General features: G+C 40.2%; 18 protein-coding genes. 6 read left to right on the top strand and 12 right to left on the bottom strand.

All coding sequences use genetic code 11. From position 1 onward, the window contains the following. The first annotated feature begins 260 nt into the window (after positions 1 to 260). Positions 261 to 1,415 carry an acyl-CoA dehydrogenase family protein gene (locus AWW72_RS14380; RefSeq protein WP_062847800.1) on the top strand — a complete coding sequence of 385 codons (1,155 nt, stop codon included), beginning with the start codon at positions 261 to 263 and terminating at the stop codon, positions 1,413 to 1,415. 56 nt (positions 1,416 to 1,471) lie between these two features. Next, positions 1,472 to 2,722, top strand: coding sequence for an MFS transporter (locus AWW72_RS14375; RefSeq protein WP_062847799.1), 1,251 nt, complete (start codon positions 1,472 to 1,474; stop codon positions 2,720 to 2,722). 203 nt (positions 2,723 to 2,925) lie between these two features. Here AWW72_RS14375 and AWW72_RS14370 read toward each other — a convergent pair whose 3' ends face one another. Together AWW72_RS14370 and AWW72_RS14365 are read right to left on the bottom strand one after the other, a co-directional pair. Continuing rightward, entirely contained in the window at positions 2,926 to 4,077 is a 1,152-nt protein-coding gene (locus AWW72_RS14370) for a winged helix-turn-helix domain-containing protein (protein ID WP_062847798.1), read from the bottom strand. A gap of 90 nt (positions 4,078 to 4,167) precedes the next feature. Beyond that, positions 4,168 to 4,944, bottom strand: coding sequence for an AraC family transcriptional regulator (locus tag AWW72_RS14365; protein WP_062847797.1), 777 nt, complete (start codon positions 4,942 to 4,944; stop codon positions 4,168 to 4,170). Between the two features lie 150 nt (positions 4,945 to 5,094). On the opposite strand from AWW72_RS14365, the gene AWW72_RS14360 reads away from it, so the two are divergent. Continuing rightward, positions 5,095 to 6,318 (top strand): MFS transporter, encoded by a 1,224-nt coding sequence (locus AWW72_RS14360; protein WP_062847796.1) that lies wholly within the window; start codon positions 5,095 to 5,097, stop codon positions 6,316 to 6,318. Positions 6,319 to 6,392: 74 nt separating this feature from the next. Here the strand turns inward: AWW72_RS14360 and AWW72_RS14355 are convergent, their stop codons facing one another. The 8 genes from AWW72_RS14355 to AWW72_RS14320 form a co-directional block, all read right to left on the bottom strand. Next, a complete protein-coding gene (locus AWW72_RS14355; RefSeq protein ID WP_062847795.1) occupies positions 6,393 to 7,799 on the bottom strand; it encodes a molybdopterin-binding domain-containing protein in 1,407 nt (468 codons plus the stop codon). 230 nt (positions 7,800 to 8,029) lie between these two features. After that, positions 8,030 to 8,896, bottom strand: a complete 867-nt coding sequence (locus tag AWW72_RS14350) for a cysteine ABC transporter substrate-binding protein (RefSeq protein WP_004772921.1) — start codon at positions 8,894 to 8,896, stop codon at positions 8,030 to 8,032. 32 nt (positions 8,897 to 8,928) lie between these two features. Beyond that, on the bottom strand, positions 8,929 to 9,831 hold the full coding sequence (locus AWW72_RS14345) for a transporter substrate-binding domain-containing protein (RefSeq protein ID WP_062847794.1): 903 nt from the start codon (positions 9,829 to 9,831) through the stop codon (positions 8,929 to 8,931). Between the two features lie 18 nt (positions 9,832 to 9,849). Beyond that, positions 9,850 to 10,581, bottom strand: a complete 732-nt coding sequence (locus AWW72_RS14340; protein ID WP_062847793.1) for an amino acid ABC transporter ATP-binding protein — start codon at positions 10,579 to 10,581, stop codon at positions 9,850 to 9,852. Further along, the gene (locus tag AWW72_RS14335; RefSeq protein ID WP_062847792.1) at positions 10,578 to 11,249 is read right to left on the bottom strand and encodes an amino acid ABC transporter permease; all 672 of its coding nucleotides are present in this window, start codon (positions 11,247 to 11,249) and stop codon (positions 10,578 to 10,580) included. The genes AWW72_RS14340 and AWW72_RS14335 overlap by 4 nt, the downstream gene beginning before the upstream one ends. Continuing rightward, positions 11,239 to 11,898, bottom strand: coding sequence for an amino acid ABC transporter permease (locus tag AWW72_RS14330; RefSeq protein WP_062847808.1), 660 nt, complete (start codon positions 11,896 to 11,898; stop codon positions 11,239 to 11,241). Before AWW72_RS14330 ends, AWW72_RS14335 begins: the two co-directional genes overlap by 11 nt. A 204-nt stretch (positions 11,899 to 12,102) precedes the next feature. After that, positions 12,103 to 12,825 carry a hypothetical protein gene (locus AWW72_RS14325; protein ID WP_249409178.1) on the bottom strand — a complete coding sequence of 241 codons (723 nt, stop codon included), beginning with the start codon at positions 12,823 to 12,825 and terminating at the stop codon, positions 12,103 to 12,105. A gap of 127 nt (positions 12,826 to 12,952) precedes the next feature. After that, positions 12,953 to 13,354 carry a hypothetical protein gene (locus tag AWW72_RS14320; RefSeq protein WP_249409177.1) on the bottom strand — a complete coding sequence of 134 codons (402 nt, stop codon included), beginning with the start codon at positions 13,352 to 13,354 and terminating at the stop codon, positions 12,953 to 12,955. A gap of 67 nt (positions 13,355 to 13,421) precedes the next feature. Between AWW72_RS14320 and AWW72_RS14315 the strand changes: the two genes are divergently transcribed. The 3 genes from AWW72_RS14315 (at position 13,422) to xseB (ending at position 16,382) form a co-directional block, all read left to right on the top strand. Continuing rightward, positions 13,422 to 14,780 (top strand): amino acid permease, encoded by a 1,359-nt coding sequence (locus AWW72_RS14315; protein ID WP_081410388.1) that lies wholly within the window; start codon positions 13,422 to 13,424, stop codon positions 14,778 to 14,780. A gap of 152 nt (positions 14,781 to 14,932) precedes the next feature. Beyond that, entirely contained in the window at positions 14,933 to 16,210 is a 1,278-nt protein-coding gene (gene xseA / locus AWW72_RS14310; RefSeq protein WP_062847789.1) for an exodeoxyribonuclease VII large subunit, read from the top strand. After that, positions 16,185 to 16,382 carry an exodeoxyribonuclease VII small subunit gene (gene xseB, locus AWW72_RS14305; RefSeq protein WP_062847788.1) on the top strand — a complete coding sequence of 66 codons (198 nt, stop codon included), beginning with the start codon at positions 16,185 to 16,187 and terminating at the stop codon, positions 16,380 to 16,382. The genes xseA and xseB overlap by 26 nt, the downstream gene beginning before the upstream one ends. Positions 16,383 to 16,797: 415 nt before the next feature. On the opposite strand, the gene AWW72_RS14295 is transcribed toward xseB, so the two are convergent. Both AWW72_RS14295 and AWW72_RS14290 read right to left on the bottom strand, forming a co-directional pair. Beyond that, positions 16,798 to 17,487 carry an LrgB family protein gene (locus AWW72_RS14295; RefSeq protein ID WP_005258367.1) on the bottom strand — a complete coding sequence of 230 codons (690 nt, stop codon included), beginning with the start codon at positions 17,485 to 17,487 and terminating at the stop codon, positions 16,798 to 16,800. An 11-nt stretch (positions 17,488 to 17,498) separates the two neighbouring features. Continuing rightward, complete coding sequence (locus tag AWW72_RS14290; protein WP_062847786.1) at positions 17,499 to 17,930, bottom strand: CidA/LrgA family protein; 432 nt, start codon at positions 17,928 to 17,930, stop codon at positions 17,499 to 17,501. Positions 17,931 to 18,007 lie beyond the last annotated feature (77 nt).

Below are 18,007 nucleotides of genomic sequence, written 5' to 3'. Positions count from 1 at the left end.
GTTTTGGAATTTATTTCAAGTCTTATTTAGTTTGTTCTAACGATTATGAATTGTGAAACAATCTAAGTGTTTGATATTGCGTAATGGTGTGTTTTTAAATTTCGTTTAACGAAATTAATTTTCAAAAAAGCTTGAAATTTGTGTTTTTGTTCTCGTACTATGAAACGCATCCACAGTAAACAAGATTTAAAACATGGTATCCAGACAAGCTGGAGATAGCTGATGGGTACGATGGAAATACATAAAAAAGGAGATCACAGATGATCCGTGATGAAGGGATGTTGGAGCAGTTACTTTCAACAATTCGAGATTTTGTAAAAAATGAATTGATCCCTCGTGAAAACGAAGTGGTAGAGAAAGATAAAATTCCAGATGACATTGTGCAGCAAATGCGTGAGCTTGGTTTATTTGGCCTCACAATTCCTGAAGAATATGGTGGCTTAGGTATCACCATGGAAGAAGAAGTCAGAGTTGCATTTGAACTTGGTCAAACTTCACCGGCTTTTCGCTCTTTAATTGGTACTAATAACGGTATTGGCTCAAGTGCGATTTTGATTGATGGCACAGAAGAGCAAAAGCAAAAATATTTACCGCGTTATGCAAGTGGCGAAATTATTGGTTCATTTTGCTTAACCGAGCCTGAGTCTGGTTCTGATGCTGCTTCTTTAAAAACCAGTGCGGTTAAAGATGGCGATTTTTATGTATTAAACGGTACCAAACGTTTTATTACCAATGCACCTCACGCTGCAACTTTCACCGTAATGGCGCGAACGAACCCTGAAATTAAAGGGTCAGGCGGTATTTCAGCTTTTTTAGTTGAGGCTAATACACCAGGCATTACATTGGGCAAAATTGACCAAAAAATGGGGCAAAAGGGTTCACACACCTGTGATGTGATTTTTGAAAATTGCCGTGTACCTGCTTCTGCACTGATTGGTGGGGTAGAAGGTGTTGGTTTTAAAACGGCCATGAAAGTTCTTGATAAAGGACGCTTACACATCGGTGCATATAGCGTGGGTGTTTCTGAGCGTATGTTAAACGACGCATTGCACTATGCAATTGAGCGCAAACAGTTCGGTCAGCCTATTGCGAACTTCCAGTTGATTCAAGCCATGCTTGCCGACTCAAAAGCCGAAATTTATGCCGCTAAATGTATGGTCTTAGATGCAGCTCGTCGCCGTGATAATGGCGAAAACATTAGTACAGAAGCATCTTGCGCAAAAATGTTTGCAACTGAAATGTGCGGACGTGTTGCTGACCGCTGTGTACAGATTCACGGTGGCGCAGGCTATATCAGTGAATATGCCATTGAGCGTTTTTATCGAGATGTCCGTTTGTTCCGTTTATATGAAGGTACAACCCAAGTTCAACAAATAATTATTGCCCGAAATATGATTCGAGCAGCTTCTTCATGACTCCCAAGCACTTTAAACGACTTAAGGTGCTTTAAATCAAATGTAGGTAATGGATTATGGCTACACTCTACAGTACACCTCGCTCACCAATACAAGCACATACCTGGAAAATTGCTTTTATTTTTGCCTTTTTGGCTTTGCTGGTCGATGGTGCGGATCTTATGCTGCTGTCTTACAGCTTAAACAGTATTAAGGCAGATTTTGGCTTAAGCTCAGTTCAGGCAGGTATGCTCGGTAGTTTTACTTTGGCTGGTATGGCCATCGGCGGGATTTTTGGTGGTTGGGCATGTGACAAGTTTGGACGTGTCCGCATCGTTGTTATTTCTATTCTCACCTTTTCGCTATTAACTTGTGGCTTAGGTTTTACCCAAAGTTTTCTACAATTCGGAATCCTCAGATTTTTTGCCTCACTTGGCCTTGGTTCACTCTATATCGCCTGTAATACCCTCATGGCGGAATATGTACCAACACGTTATCGCACAACTGTACTCGGAACCTTACAGGCAGGTTGGACCGTCGGATATATTGTGGCAACCCTGCTAGCAGGCTGGATTATTCCAGATCATGGTTGGCGTATGCTGTTTTACGTGGCAATTGTCCCAGTGATTATTGCTGTATTAATGCATATGTTTGTTCCAGAACCAGAAGCATGGCAACAGTCTCGATTAAAACAATACGATGCAATAGCCAATACCGAAAAAACCTCTGCCTTTAAACTGATTTTTCAAGATAAACGCAATCGTAATATGTTTATCTTGTGGGCATTAACCGCAGGTTTCCTACAATTTGGTTATTACGGCGTAAATAACTGGATGCCTTCATATCTGGAAAGTGAACTGGGTATGAAGTTTAAGGAAATGACCGCTTATATGGTGGGCACCTATACCGCAATGATTCTCGGCAAAGTTCTGGCTGGAATGATGGCGGATAAATTAGGTCGTCGTTTTACCTATGCTTTTGGCGCGATTGGTACTGCTATTTTCTTACCCTTGATTGTTTTTTATAACTCTCCAAGCAACATTCTATATTTACTGGTGACCTTCGGTTTCCTCTACGGTATCCCTTATGGCGTAAACGCGACCTATATGACCGAAAGCTTTGCTACAGCCATTCGCGGTACAGCTATTGGCGGCGCTTACAATGTTGGCCGTTTAGGCGCAGCACTTGCCCCTGCTACCATTGGTTTCTTGGCTTCTGGCGGTTCTATTGGTTTAGGTTTTGTGGTGATGGGTGCTGCTTACCTGATTTGTGGTGTGATTCCAGCGCTATTTATCAAGGAAAAACAATATGACCCACAAAACTCTTAAATAAAATATTCCAGAACATCATGGGGTGGCATGAAAATGCATGATGACTTGAATGCACTTAAATATTAAATGTATTCATGCAGGAGAATACTCCTCCTACCCAATAACGTTAGAGTGTTTATCATTCTTCGATTCAGCTTTTTAGGTAAACCTAGCCCTCTCGAGGGCTAGGTTTAAAATGAAATCACCAAATATTTAACAACTTAGCTTATTAAATGTCTAATCTTCCCTAAATCAACACTTGCACACTGATTAAACACAGCGAAACGTTGTAATTCTATCTCTAAAACTTGAATAAAAACCTCTCGATCCAGCATATTCGGATCTTCTAAATGCAGACGAATCACCTCTAATCGCTTTTCACGGCGATGCACTTTACAATCAATACGGCCTACAAACCGATCTGCATATAACAAGGGTAAACAAAAATAACCATATTGTCTTTTCGCAGCTGGCACATAACATTCAATACGATAATCAAAGTCAAATAAGCTACTCAAGCGCTCTCGATGAATCACCAGATTATCGAAAGGAGATAATATTTTGAGTTGCGGTTGAATAATGGGTTCATGTTCTAATACCGCACTGGCTGCATAAATCGTTTGTCCATTTTCCAGTTTTACAACCTTTACTAAACCTGCATCGATATGTTCATCCAATACAGTACGCATCACCTCACGTAACGCTTTTCCTTTTAAATGCAATAACTGCTTCCATGTAAATACACCGTGTGCGCGTATGTTCATGTTCAATAAATAATGCGCATATTCATGCAACGTCGGTGTACTCAGATCAATCCCTTGTGGCAAACAGCGTTCAGTCAGATCAAAGACTTTCTCCATGCCATTACGCTCACAGATCATCAAGTCACCTTGCATAAATAACTGCTCAAGCGCCTTACGACTTGGACCGGCATTCCACCAACCTGCTGGGCCTTCCCGCTTCTCCTTCTGCATATTTCGCAGTTGGATTTTACCTTCTGCTTTAACCCGAGCCAGAATCTCCTTCATCAAACGCGGATCACTTTTGAAATAGCGACTTTCACCCTTTCGTATCGCATTCATCAAGGGCATGGCATAACGATAATCCCGCATCGGCAGATAAGAGGCTGCGTGTGCCCAATGTTCGAAAATAAGTTGATCTTTAACTAACTGATTTAAATGACTCAACTGATAATCTGGCACCCGACTCCATAAGACATGATGATGCGCACGCTCAACCACTGAAATGGTATCTATTTGCACATAACCGAGATGCTCAATCGCGTTCAGTGTTCCAGATAATCCTTTACCGAATGTGTTATTTTTTTCTAGACCTTGATGGGACAAGGCCAAACCTTTTAATAATGACAGCATAAATTTATCGTTGATCTTATGTTCTCAAGCCATACAAATGTTCGTGAAATGAGTGAATTGATTTCATCTCACATTATCACATTCACCGAATCATTTTCCTTGTAAATAAAAGCGCGGAGCCACACCTAAAGAACGTTTAAAGGCCGCAGTAAAGGCGCTACTGCTACTATACCCAAGCTCCATCGCCACACGGGTAATCGGCTGTCCTAATTCCATTCTGGTCAATGCATTCAGTAGACAGGCCTGTTGCCGCCAATGACTAAAACTCATGCCAGTCTGTAGTCGAAAAATTCGGGTGAAATTTCGACGGCTCATTCCCACTTGTTCTGCAATCTGATCCAGATCATGATCTAAAGTCGGTGCTTTTAATAATTGCAAACATAATGCGGCCAAGCGTGGCTCTTGTGGTAAAGGCGCATTCAATGGCAATTCAGGCATCAACGCGATTTCGGCAATGATCAATTGCATCAAATAATCATCGCGTCCACCCAACTCATATTCGGCAGGCAGATCAACCGCTGTCGAGAGTAATTCATGCAATAACGGCGACACGTTGATAACCGCACAATAAATGGGTAAACCTGCTTTGCGCGCGACTTCTGGAAGAATATAGGCACTGCGGGTTTTGGTGATACCGCCCATATGCACTTCATGGTCAATGCCAGCAGGAATCCATAACGCACGTTTCGGTGGTACCACCCAACTGCCTGTATTGGTGGTTACTGTCAATACGCCTGTTATCGCATACAAACATTGCCCTCTAGCATGACGATGGCTTGCGAGGATGTGTCCATCTTCGTAATCATTGCCTGTTGCCATCACATTACGGGCCACATCCTGATAATCATTGACCTGAATATTACGCATTAGCTTCGTCTCTCAATATGGCCTGAAATCGATACTATCTGTCCCAAATATGATTGTGGGCCGCTTTCAGTTCAGTTTAGGATAAAAACGCTGAAAAACAAACCTTCTTCAATATCACGATTTAAGCTGATACAACCTGTTGGAGCACGTATGGCAAATCATACAGGGACTCTTGAGACCACCTTTCCACAAGAGCAATTTCCACCTCAAGATCAACCGCAAAAATTCGTGTTGCGTGTTGTCGGTGCAGTCGCCTTTGCCCATCTATTAAATGACTCTATTCAGGCGGTCGTCACTGCAAGTTATCCCATGCTCAAAGCAGAGTTTTCACTGAGCTTTGCCCAGATTGGCTGGATTGCGTTGGTGTATCAAATTACCGCATCATTATTACAACCGTGGATTGGACTCTATACCGACAAACACCCAAAACCGTATTTATTGCCTGCGGGTATGTTCGCCACGCTGATCGGCATTGGATTAATGGCGATTGCAGGAAGTTATCACAGCTTACTTTTTGCAGCTGCACTGATTGGTATAGGATCATCCACTTTTCATCCTGAAGCGTCACGTATTGCCCGTACTGCATCGGGTGGACGTTTTGGTACGGCGCAATCCATGTTTCAGGTTGGCGGAAATACCGGTTCAGCGCTGGGTCCCTTAGTTGCTGCAGCCGTGATTATCCCCAACGGACAAGGGGCAATTGGCTTATTTGTTCTAGTTGCTGCTCTGGCTATTTTCGTTTTATTACGCGTAACCAAATGGCTGGTCAAACAAGCACCTGCACAACGCCTCGCCAGTCAACGTGCCATTTCAACCTTGACGCGTAAACAGGTGATTCAGGCCATGGTCGTCATCTGTATTTTACTATTCGCCAAATTTATCTATATCGCTGCCATTACTAATTATTTTACTTTCTATTTGATCGAACGATTTAACGTTTCAATCCAGACATCACAGCTCTACTTATTTATATTTTTAGGCGCTGTGGCACTCGGCACTTTTGCAGGCGGACCAGTTGGTGATCGGATCGGACGTAAAGCCGTGGTTTGGGTATCCTTTTTAGGTATCGCGCCATTTGCCCTGATGCTGCCTTATGTCGGCCTAACAGGAACCGCCATTCTGGTCATTATTATTGGTTTAGTGATGTCTTCTGCCTTCTCTGCACTTGTGGTATATGCACAGGAAGCTGTACCTGGTCGGGTTGGTATGGTTGCTGGCCTAATGTTTGGACTGATGTTTGGTATTGGTGGAATTGGTGCAGCAGGTTTAGGTCATTTAGCGGATACACATGGCATTGTCTGGGTTTACAAACTCTGCTCGTTCTTACCTTTGTTAGGTTTTATGACTGCGTTATTGCCAAACACTAAAAAGTAATTTTTATATTCCTTATAAGACAACAGCCACGCTCGACTGTTGTCTGGGTTGAAAAACGTTAAAGTTGTTCAGACTTAATCTATTTTAATAAAATACACTGATTCACCAGACTGAATCGGTGGCTCTGCAAATGGCACAATAATAATGCAATTGGCAGCAGCAAAACCATCAATCTGAAAAGCTTGTTGTGGAATGATCTGTAGCGAATATTGACCATCTGCTTCAAACTGGTAGCGTCCCCATAATAATGTTCTATACTTTGGATCAGGCTCAAGCTGCTGGTCGATCCTGCCTTGCACATACAGATTCTCAAAAAAATCAGGATCATGCTTATTTAAAATATATTTCACAAATACGTGCATCAACAGTGCAACATCTTGCGTATTGCCAGGTAGACTGATAATCGTCGTTCGATCTTCAGTGATCTCGGTACGCATTTCCCTTAACTGCCCACGTTCATCATAACGGTTTATGACCTGAGTGAGTCTAGGGCTTCGGTCATTACTCTGAAAAATCCGGAATTCACTGGCTGGCACACAACATGTCGTAACGGGACCATCACCATTGCCTTGATAAAAGTTAGCCAGCTTTGAAAGCCCTACTCCAGAACCGTAATGATTTAAAGGTGACCAGCATAAAATAATGTCAAACTCAGGAATTTGCTCATCAAAAAACTGATGATATTCGTCCCAAGCGGAAGTCAAGCTTCCATCTAATGCGGGATGTCCAGCTTCTTGATGGGAATTAAATGCCCTGTCATAACGTGCCGGTTTATGCGGTTTAATCTCAACCTCGCCATACCCCCATGTTTTTAATAAATCTTTGAGGTATAAGCATTCTTCAATGATTTCCCCCGCTTGATCGAATGGAAACATATTAACAATCAGGATTTTAGGGTGTCGATAAATAGAAAGCTCTGTAATACCCGCACGTCTGAGTGCGACTAACCGTTCAGGTGTAATTTTCTGGTTTTTTGCAAGGATTAAATCGCCTTGTTTAAACACACTGCCTTGTTGAATAACACCTTGCATCGGCGCAATTGTTTTTTTTATTTTTACACCGCTGCTCTTACCAGAGAAATCTAAGCGCTTATCCTGTTCTAAAATAATAGTATCTACCCCTTCAGGAAGTCTGGTAAATTTAGGGATCTTGATTATATATCTGTCCAGATCAAGTTTATAAGGATTAATAGAGTGATATAACTGCTGTGTCCAGAAATACAAATCTTTTTCTATCCCCAGATTTTTTGAACTAACCTGCTGAGTGATATTCGAATCAATCGCCCAGCCTTCATAGGCAGAAAAATTGTGTAGTGGAAAATCTTGTAATGCATAAAGATCATCAGTATTGATCTGATTGAGTGCATCATCCAGCTTAACTCGCTGTTTCACATTTCCTTTTGGTAAGTATTGATGAATGCGGTAAAAGGCATCAGTTAATCTACAGGGAAGGTTTTCAGGTACAGGCAATCGATTGAACATCTATATTATTCCGCAACGTACTTATAAAGTGAGTACGAATCTATTATTTATAATGATAAAAATAGGACAGCTTTTTAAAATATGATTATCCCTTCATACTGAAGAATAAAATATTAAAGAAAAGCCCCAGCAAAAAAGCCAGGGCATTTTAAATTATTTACCAGAAAAATGGTGCTTAATATACAAACACTTAAAACATATACTTTTTATAATATTGAAGGTGATTTAAATCACTCAACAATCAAATCTTTAGCAGGAATACCATCACCATAAACAGGTTTTAAGGTTTTTTCATAAGCTTGATGAATCACACCTTCTTTTGCCAGTTTGTCTAAATCCTGATTTAACCAATCCAGCAATTCTTTATTACCCTTTTGCACTGCAGGTGCAATTAAATCTTGCTCACCTAAATTGGTAATGCCGACGGTGTAATTCGGGTTTTCCTTTGCCCACGCCAGTACCAATAGATTGTCATGTGCTAATGCCACGCCACGACCATCTTTTAAAGCATCAAAGGTTTCCGTATTTTGCTCATACTTTTGCAACTTAATTTCAGGATGCTGCTTGCTAAAGAAAGAATCTGCTGTGGTGCCCTTATTTACCAATAAAGTCTGATCCTTTAACTGGGCAATATCGGTAATCGGTTTATTTTTAGGAGACACCACACCCAAAGCGACTTTTAAATAGGGTTTGGCAAAATCCACCACCTGTTCACGTTCAGGTGTCACAGTGAAATTGGCAAAAATAATATCGACTTTGTTGGCTTTCAGATATTCGACACGATTGGCCGCTTCAGTCAGAACAAACTGCACTTTATTTTCATCGCCCAATAAATCTTTGGCAACGTGTTTGGCAATTTCAACATCAAAGCCCTGATTTTTACCTTGAGCATCCAGATAACCAAACGGCGGCTTGTCGCTAAATACACCAATACGAACCACACCGTTTTTCTTGATCTGTTCAATGCTGGAGACCTGTGTGGCAGAGTCCGTGTTCTTTTCAGTGGATTGTGGATTCTTATTACAAGCCGTCAGCCCTAAACTCAGTACAGAAGCCAGCAGTAATTTTTGAATATTTGAAAATGTTATTGTTTGCATAAGTTCACCTATTTTTAACGTTTTAAATTGTGTTATTGCTTGGGAATATCGACATCCAGAAAGATATTCGGATTCACTTTTTCGCCATAAATCGGCTTCAAAGTTTGGTCATAAATCTTTTGAACTTCACCTGTCGTTCTGAGCTGTTTAATTTCATCATTGAGCCAGTGCAATAATTGGGTATTACCCTTCTTCACGCCTGCTGCGATAAAATCTTGATTGCCAATTTGTGGGATACCCGCGACATAATTTGGATTCTTGGCTGCCCATGCCAGTGCATAGGTACTGTCTTGGGAAATGGCATCCCCCCGACCATCAATCAGTGCATTGAAGGCATCGGTATTTTGTCCAAATTTCAATAAATTAATTTTGGGATAGTTTTTACTAAAATAAATCTCCGAGCTTGAACCCTTATTTACAATTAAGGTTTTGCCTTCGAGACTTTTAACATCGGTAATGGCTTTGGCTTTTGGTGAGACAATCCCCAAGGAAGCTTTTAAATAAGGCTCGGAAAAATCAACCACCTGTTGCCGTTCTGGCGTCACCGAAAAGCTGGCAAAAACCACATCAACTTTTCCTGACTTTAGAAACTCAACCCGATTGGCAGCTTCCGCAATCACAAACTGGATTTTATTTTCATCACCCAGTAAATCTTGAGTGACACGCTTAGCCAGCGCTACATCAAAGCCTTGATTTTTGCCCGCACTATCGACATAACCAAAAGGAGGATTATCCGCAAATACACCAACCCGCAATACACCATTCTTCCGTATCTGTTCTAGTGAAGTATCTTGTGCTGTGTTTTTAGGTTCAGAAGACGCTGGTTGATTACAGCCCGTCAACACGCCTGTCATCGCTACACAAATGATGCCCAGACCAAACATTTTTGTTTTTGAAGAATGGTGATGTTGCCTAACTGCTAAATTCAATCTCATAAAGTCCTCATTTTCATTTTAATAATTCAAAATATTTAAAAAGGTTTTGGCTCTTTCCGTCTGCGGATGCTGAAAAAATGCCTCTGGTTCGCTTTGCTCGATAATCCTGCCCTTATCCATAAAAATAATGCGGTCTGCCACTTTACGTGCAAAGCCCATTTCATGCGTCACGATCAGCATGGTCATGCCTTCCTGTGCCAGTTTCAGCACCACATCCAGTACTTCACGTACCATTTCAGGATCTAAAGCTGCGGTTATCTCATCCAGTAAAATTACTTTCGGTTTCATCACTAAGGCACGGACAATCGCAATTCGCTGTTTTTGCCCACCCGATAAATTGGAAGGATAATCATATTTACGATCAAGCAAACCGACTCGCTGCATTAGCTGATCTGCCAGTTGTTCCACTTCTGCACGCTGGCGTTTCTGTGCTTTTAAGGGCCCCAGCAAAATGTTATCAATCACATTCATATGCTTGAATAATTCATAGTTCTGAAACACCATGCCAATCTGCTGACGTACGCTATCCCACGGTAAATCCTGTCCTAATTTTCCAATGCCTTGGAGATAAATTTCTCCCTCCTGAATCGGTTCCAACCCATTGATACAGCGCAACAAGGTACTTTTGCCACAACCCGATGGTCCCAAAATCACCACCACTTCGCCCTGTTGCACTTCCAAATCAATGCCATGCAAAATATGACTTTGTTTATAAAATTTCTGCACATGTTGTATCGATAACAAAGTCATGCGTTCTCCCACACTTTTTCTAAATGCGCTGCTAAAAGCGATAATGGATAACAAATCAGGAAATAAAGAATAAAGATGAAACCGTAAATCCACAGCGAGGCACTTGGGACAGTTAATAATGAATTTTCAATAATCTGCTGCCCGACTTTCAGGACTTCCACCATCCCGATCAATACCGCCAGAGAACTGGTTTTGATCATGCGGGTAAACAAATTCAATGCCCCAGGGGTCACCCGTTTTAAACTTTGCGGAAAAATCACATAAGTCAAAGCCTGCACATGATTTAACCCTACAGCAAAAGCAGAATCACGTTGATGCTGATCGATCGAAGTAATCGAGGCCCGAACTAAATCACCCATTTCCGCAGTTCCCCATAAGGTAAATACAAAAATACACACCCAAAATGATGAGAGCTGCCAGTTAAACCAAGTTGCAAAACCGAAATAAAAAACAAATAAAAGTACCAGAATCGGTACAATCCGAATGGTTTCCAGATAGAAACGGCACAGGATTTTGATGAGTATGTTTTGGGAGGTCATGATCACCCCAAAAACCGTCCCGAAAATGGCAGATAAAAATACGGACAGAAAGGCAATCTCAATGGTTTGCAACAGACCATACAGCAAACGTTCGATATGGCTCGGTTGGAATAAATATTCAAGTCCCATGGCTCACCTTCCGACTGCGATATTCCAGATAACTTGTCAGTGCTGAAACGGGTAATAAGATCATCAGATAAGCCACGATTAATAGAAATAAAGCTTCCGTGGTTTTATAGTCCATCCCAATCAGGTCTTTAGTGACAAACAACAGTTCCACCACTGCAATCGTACTCAAGACTGAACTCTCTTTAATCAAAAATAAGCAGTTCGCTCCAATCGCAGGAATAGACAGTGATAACGCTTGAGGAAACACCACATATTGAAAGACTTGCACGGCGTTGAGTCCTACACTTCGGGCCGAATCAATCTGCCCTTGTGCAACTGACTGTAAACCTGCACGGAAGGCTTCTGCCATGTAGCTACCGCCTAAAAAAGTTAAACCAATCACACCACATGTAAAACCATCCAGTTTGATGCCAATCTTGGGTAAACCGTAGTACAGAAAAAAGAGCTGAATAAGCAACGGTGTATTGCGGGAAACCTCGATATAGATTTTGACGATTTTATTGAGTATCCGAACTTGATAGGTACTGATCACACTACAGATGAGTCCAAGCAAAATAGAGAGTACGATACCAATACTGGAGATTTTTAAGGTCATAAGCATGGCCGCATAAAACTGCGGCAGCACACTGTGTATATACTGCCAATCCAAAGAAAACATCCGAATAAAAAATTGATTCTTTTGATAAATACGTTGTTGTTATTTATCTTTGGATGAGTCTAATCTGGTTGAAAATTCACATAAAATATTATTATTTGCTAAGCTTTGCTGAAATTTGGATGATGAGCTATATCTCAATTCAGTTTATAAAAAATTCTGGTAATTTTCCCAGAATTTACAGATTTAACCATTAAATTAAAAGTACAAATAGAACAGAAACATAAATAGACTACCTAGTACCATTGCTATCCAAGATAACATCTTAGAGATAAGTCTCTCTTGTTTTAAAAAAAGTGGAGCGACCCATTTATCAACTTCTATTTTTTGTAACCATGATAGATACCTCGGAAAGGTTAGCGTAAATATAAGTGAAGTAATCATCACACTAACAAAAGTTGGTCTTTTATAGAAATCAGAACCACCAGTTTTAAAAAACAAGAACCAAAATATAATTTCTGCTATGCAAAGAAAAATACATAAGTACACATTAAATTTAGCCTTAAAATTAGAAAAAAATAATGGCGTTAGTATCCAAAAAGGATATATAAAACCCAACATAAACCTAAAACCATATAAGTCATGTTTTATATCAAAAAAATAATATCGAAGAAATATTAAAAAATAATAAGCAACCAACAAAAAGTAAATTAAAGCTCTAACTTTATCAAAACAAATATTATCTTCATTACGTATATACACTTGCTTCAATATACAAAAACCAAGCAAATATGCGACATAAAAATATGTTATATACCAAACAACTAGAGCAAAATTATCTATATTAAGTCCAGCAAAGCTATATAATTCAATAGAAAGTCCTAAATAAAAACCAGAAAAAACAAAGATTAGCCCAAAAGTTGAAAAACCTTTTAAAATAATAGAAAAAGGAGAATCTTTTTCATTTAAATCTGAGTTCATAATCGTTTTCATTCACCTCTTATTTTAGCCCATCTGAATAGCTTTATTCTCCAAACGCAATACAGGCTTGGCACAACCATTTCTATTTTCAACTTTTAGAATCAAAACCAATGCTGTGTATAAGACTCTATTTTATCTTAAAATAAAGATGATATCTTTCATCCACCATAACAAGCGGTTCAATTGCCGTATCCCAAATTTTTGCGCCTTGCCTTTGCGTTTCTGATAATTCATTTGAGCTTATTGCTGTTCTAATAGCAAATACAATATCCATAAATTGCTGTGAAGATAGCCCATCAAATCTGGTTTGCTCAACAAATAGCTCTTCTGTAATTTTTTCATAAATCTTTGGATGGGTATCCTGAATTGATCTTTTGATTAAACTACGAAGATAGAAATCAGCAATAGAATTACAATCAAATTCTGTCCATTGATAGCCAAAAGGTTGTTTTTTATTAAATCCAACTATATAAAGTATCCCCATATCAGCAATCTCATCATTATATTTTGCCTCTTGATGATAATCCAATTTTCAACCTAGTCGATCTCCTCGCAATCCATTACAATCACTTCTTTTTTGTTCAGCGCATCTTATTTTGAGTACTTCCTCTCCCGAATTAAAACGTGGGCTTAAAAATCGTCATATCCACCTGATCGCTATGGGCGGTGCGGTGGGTACTGGACTATTTTTAGGTTCTGCTCAAGTGATCCAGTCAGCTGGCCCTTCGATTATTTTGGGCTATGCCATCGTTGGTCTCATCGCATTTCTCATCATGCGACAAATGGGTGAAATGATTGTAGAAGAACCTGTCGCAGGCTCTTTTAGTTATTTTTCACAAAAATATTGGGGAAGATTTGCTGGCTTTTTATCGGGCTGGAATTATTGGGTCGTCTATATTCTAGTAGCAATGACTGAGCTGACAGCCATTGCCAAATATATCCATTATTGGTGGCCACATATACCTGCATGGATCTCGACTTTATTTTTCTTCATTGTTGTGACCTGCTTAAATCTAGGCAATGTGAAGTTTTATGGTGAATCAGAATTTTGGTTGGCGATTATTAAGGTTGTTGCCGTCATTTCAATGATCCTGTTCGGTTTGTATCTATTGCTGACTGCGGGTGCTGATTCGACTGCTAGTTTCACCAACTTATGGCAACACGGCGGATTTTTTCCGCATGGTTTCTCAGGTCTATTTTATATGTTGGCCTTTTTAATGTTTGCTTTTGGTGGCATTGAATTAATCGGTATGACGGCTGCTGAAGCAGAAAATCCTGAGAAAAGCATTCCGCAAGCTATCAATCAGGTGATCTTCCGGATTCTGATTTTCTACGTGGCTTCACTGGCTATCATCATGTCACTGATTCCATGGAATCAACTGGATTTAGGCGGTCTGGATAAAAGCCCATTTGTGATGATTTTTAGTCAACTTGGGATCGATTGGGCTGCACATTTACTCAATTTTATTATTTTGACGGCAGCACTCTCTGTGTATAACAGCGGCATGTATGCCAATAGCCGTATGCTCTATGGGTTGGCAGTACAAGGCAATGCCCCAAAAGTTTTTGCAAAAGTCAGTCAGCAAGGTGTGCCGATGCCTGCGGTGATTTTCTCTTCAATTTTGATTTTTGGCTGTGTATTACTGAATTATTTTGTGCCAGAACAAGCCTTAAGTCATTTGATGTATATGGCCGTTGCTGCTTTGGTTCTAAACTGGGCGATTATTAGCTTTACTCATTTAAAATTTAAACGTGCCGTTCAACAACAAGGTACAACAGTCAAATTCCCTGCCTTATTTTCACCATTTAGTAATTATCTGGTTTTGGCATTTATCGTGATGATCTTATACATCATGTGGACGCAAGGCTTTAAGGAATCAGTGATTTTAATTCCGGTCTGGATCATGTTTATGTTTGGATTATTTAAATTTTTGAAATGGAATAAATCACTCTAAATATCTGCCTTACAATACGCATCTACAGCACTCTATAAAAACTGGGGATGCGTTATCACTCAACAAAAATAAATAAAAACAAGATAGGCCTTATTTGTTATCAGGTTAATCCATTTGCTACTATAGCCCTATCCTATTCATCCTCTGATCCAATGTCTGAACCGCAACTCTCTCTGAGCGATTATCTAGCAACGGTACAGGAAATCATTCGCCTGACCTTTGACGAACCTGTTTGGGTAAAAGCCGAGATTCGGAATCTGAGTATCAAAGGTGGGCATTACTACCTTGAACTGGCTGAAAAAGAACAAGACACAGACAAAGTCATCGCAAGCTGTAAAGCCACCATCTGGAAGTTCACGGCTGCAAAAATCGTGCTGAAGTTCGAGCGTGAAAGTGGCATTGAACTGTCCAGAGATTTGAATGTACTGATTAAAATTAAAGCCCGCTTCGATCCTCAATACGGCTTCTCTGTCAATATTGAAGATATCGACTCCATTTTTACCCTCGGTGATATCGCCAAACGTTATCAGCAGATCCTTGCACGACTCAGTAGTGAGGGTTTACTTCCCTTGAATAAAGCTCTCCCTACACCGTTTGATATTGAGCATGTGTTGGTGATTGCGCCCGAAAATGCGGCTGGATTAGGTGACTTTAAGAAAGATGCCGATGCATTACATCAAGCCGGCGTCTGTGATTTTGTCTATCACAACGCGACTTTTCAGGGAAATACTGCTGCGCACAGCATTATGGAATCGCTAGGCACTGGGCTACGTCAATGGGCAGCAGACTACAATTTTCCACCCGACCTGATCGTAATCATTCGAGGTGGCGGTGCAGTTAACGATCTTGCGTATTTAAATGACTATGATCTGGCCGCCTTGCTGTGTAAACGCAAAGTGCCAATTTGGGTTGGGATTGGACATGAAAAAGATCGAACCATTTTAGATGAAATTGCGCATCGTTCTTTCGATACGCCAAGTAAGGTGATTGCAGGTATTCGCAATCTGATTTCAGAGCGTTCTGTAGAAGTCATGGAACATTTTCAAACCATCAAATTGCTTTCTCAACAACAGATTAGCGCTTATCAAAGCCAGAATGATCAATTGATCAGTCGCATCAAATCGCAGTCTGAAAATCAAATCAGTACCAGCTATTTGCAGCTTCAAGTTGCCAGATCAACGCTGCAATATTTTTCCAAGCAACAACTGAAAACCGCTTCAACTCAAATCGAAACATTAATGCGGGAAACTTTGTTGCAAAACCCGAGAAATGTACTGGCTAAGGGTTATGGCATTGTGCGCAGTGAAAATAAAGCGATTCGCTCAATCCATCAAGCGAGTTCATCCCTATCTATTGAAATGCAAGATGGCTATATCCATGCCAAGCTTACCGAGGTGATTGATCATGACGAAGAAAGAATTAAGCTTTAAAGATGGTTATGCTTTATTAAAAAAGAATGCCGAACTGCTCGAAGCACAGGAACAACCTGACATTGATAATTTGATGAAAATCGTCGAAGAGTCAATGATGGCTTACAAAGCCTGTAAATCCAGAGTCGATGCAGTACAACAAGCCTTAAACGAGACATTTAAGGATGACTAGCCATCGTCTGACTATGTTTCATAGCTTGACCTGAAAGGTCAGCTCATTCTTCTGCATTTATATAATACTGCTAACTTCATGATCAATTGGTCTATATTTATAGCGCCATAAGATAAATACTCGGATTCAGGAATATTTTTTTTGATGTAATTCAATCGACTGATATATTCATCAATCCGACCATCCATGAACAAATAGAAGTGATACCCTTCCAATAAACCATGCTCATTGTTTTCTATGATCTTTGACTTCTCAAAATTAATAAACAGCTCATCAGTCATAAAACTTTTCTATATATCATTGAAGAAATGTAGTTCATAAAAAAGATTATTTCATGTGGTTATGACGAACTTATGAATCAGTTCTCACAATTTCTGTTATCCATCGTTATATCTAAAACTAGTCAACGAGGTGGTTAGAGTAATAACCACAAATGAATGGCAAATGGTCCAACCAGCACCATCAAGATACCTGCAATCACCATGGTTAAGCTGGCAATCACGCCTTCTTCATTATTCCGTTGTTGGGCTCTCGCTGTACCAAAGCCATGAGCGGCATTACCGAATGCAGCACCATTTGCCACAGCAGAACGAATTTTGGTGAATGCTAAAATGGCATCACCACAAATCATACCAACCAAACCTGTAATCACGGTAAATAGCGATACCAATGCTGCTGAACCATGAATATCTTCGGCTAAAATCATCGCAAAAGGTGTTGAAATAGAACGAGCCATTAAACTGTTGGTGACTTCTGGACTGAAATGAAAGAGCTGTGCCATCTCATAAGCCGACATTACCCCAACGCTCATGCCGACAATAATCGCGATGGATAAAACACCGATATTTTTACGAATAGTAGCGCGATAACGATAAATAGGCACAGCAAAGGCAACCGTTGCAGGCCCAAGTAAATTGACGATCCATTGCGTATCTTGGGCGTAGGTCTGATAGGAAATGCCAAAAATCGTCATTAATATAATCGTGAGCACTGGCACGCTAATCGCAGGTGAAAGCCATAATTTAGGATGTTTCTGATAGAGGCGTTTTGCAACCACATAGGCGACCAAAGTCCAGATCAGACACAGGATTGACCAGATATTCATGTGAAATGCCTTTAGATATGCTTATGCTGGAAAGGTTTACGTGTTTGCAAATAGCTTTTAAGACGATTGTAATAATGAATGGTTAAGCAGGTGCTCAACATTACCAAGATTGTCCCCAGTGAAATACTCAGTACAATCTGCCAGCCTTCGGTCATAAACAGAGTTTTGTACTGAACCACGGCAACAACCACAGGCACAAAAAACAGTAATAATTCACCGAGAATGACCGAAGCGCCCATCGCCACCTGATCCATTTTAATAATTTTTAGAAATAAACAGATCAGCAATAACAACATGCCTAAAATCCCTGCGGAGATCGGGACACCTAATTGTTGATGCAAAACATAACCAACACCCCAAAAAGTCGCCAGAATTAAAATCTGTTTGACCAATGTGAAGAAGCTGTTTGGGGAAGACGTTTCAGAAACGGAATCAGTGCTCATGACAACAAATAAGATGGTGAACTACATCATTATGTTATCCCAGTGCTATTGGCACAATATGGATTATTCATGTTAAA

Origin of the sequence: Acinetobacter sp. NRRL B-65365, from assembly GCF_001605865.1 — a bacterium.
Classification (GTDB): Bacteria; Pseudomonadota; Gammaproteobacteria; order Pseudomonadales; family Moraxellaceae; genus Acinetobacter; species Acinetobacter vivianii.
This window is presented reverse-complemented; position numbering and strand designations above follow the sequence as displayed.

What these genes read in the sequence shown, in the direction of transcription:
- AWW72_RS14380 (WP_062847800.1), top strand. Translation starts at nt 261, where the DNA reads ATGATCCGTGATGAAGGGATGTTGGAGCAGTTACTTTCAACAATTCGA.
- AWW72_RS14375 (WP_062847799.1), top strand. Translation starts at nt 1,472, where the DNA reads ATGGCTACACTCTACAGTACACCTCGCTCACCAATACAAGCACATACC.
- AWW72_RS14370 (WP_062847798.1), bottom strand. Translation starts at nt 4,077, where the DNA reads ATGCTGTCATTATTAAAAGGTTTGGCCTTGTCCCATCAAGGTCTAGAA.
- AWW72_RS14365 (WP_062847797.1), bottom strand. Translation starts at nt 4,944, where the DNA reads ATGCGTAATATTCAGGTCAATGATTATCAGGATGTGGCCCGTAATGTG.
- AWW72_RS14360 (WP_062847796.1), top strand. Translation starts at nt 5,095, where the DNA reads ATGGCAAATCATACAGGGACTCTTGAGACCACCTTTCCACAAGAGCAA.
- AWW72_RS14355 (WP_062847795.1), bottom strand. Translation starts at nt 7,799, where the DNA reads ATGTTCAATCGATTGCCTGTACCTGAAAACCTTCCCTGTAGATTAACT.
- AWW72_RS14350 (WP_004772921.1), bottom strand. Translation starts at nt 8,896, where the DNA reads ATGCAAACAATAACATTTTCAAATATTCAAAAATTACTGCTGGCTTCT.
- AWW72_RS14345 (WP_062847794.1), bottom strand. Translation starts at nt 9,831, where the DNA reads ATGAGATTGAATTTAGCAGTTAGGCAACATCACCATTCTTCAAAAACA.
- AWW72_RS14340 (WP_062847793.1), bottom strand. Translation starts at nt 10,581, where the DNA reads ATGACTTTGTTATCGATACAACATGTGCAGAAATTTTATAAACAAAGT.
- AWW72_RS14335 (WP_062847792.1), bottom strand. Translation starts at nt 11,249, where the DNA reads ATGGGACTTGAATATTTATTCCAACCGAGCCATATCGAACGTTTGCTG.
- AWW72_RS14325 (WP_249409178.1), bottom strand. Translation starts at nt 12,825, where the DNA reads ATGAACTCAGATTTAAATGAAAAAGATTCTCCTTTTTCTATTATTTTA.
- xseA (WP_062847789.1), top strand. Translation starts at nt 14,933, where the DNA reads ATGTCTGAACCGCAACTCTCTCTGAGCGATTATCTAGCAACGGTACAG.
- xseB (WP_062847788.1), top strand. Translation starts at nt 16,185, where the DNA reads ATGACGAAGAAAGAATTAAGCTTTAAAGATGGTTATGCTTTATTAAAA.
- AWW72_RS14295 (WP_005258367.1), bottom strand. Translation starts at nt 17,487, where the DNA reads ATGAATATCTGGTCAATCCTGTGTCTGATCTGGACTTTGGTCGCCTAT.
- AWW72_RS14290 (WP_062847786.1), bottom strand. Translation starts at nt 17,930, where the DNA reads ATGAGCACTGATTCCGTTTCTGAAACGTCTTCCCCAAACAGCTTCTTC.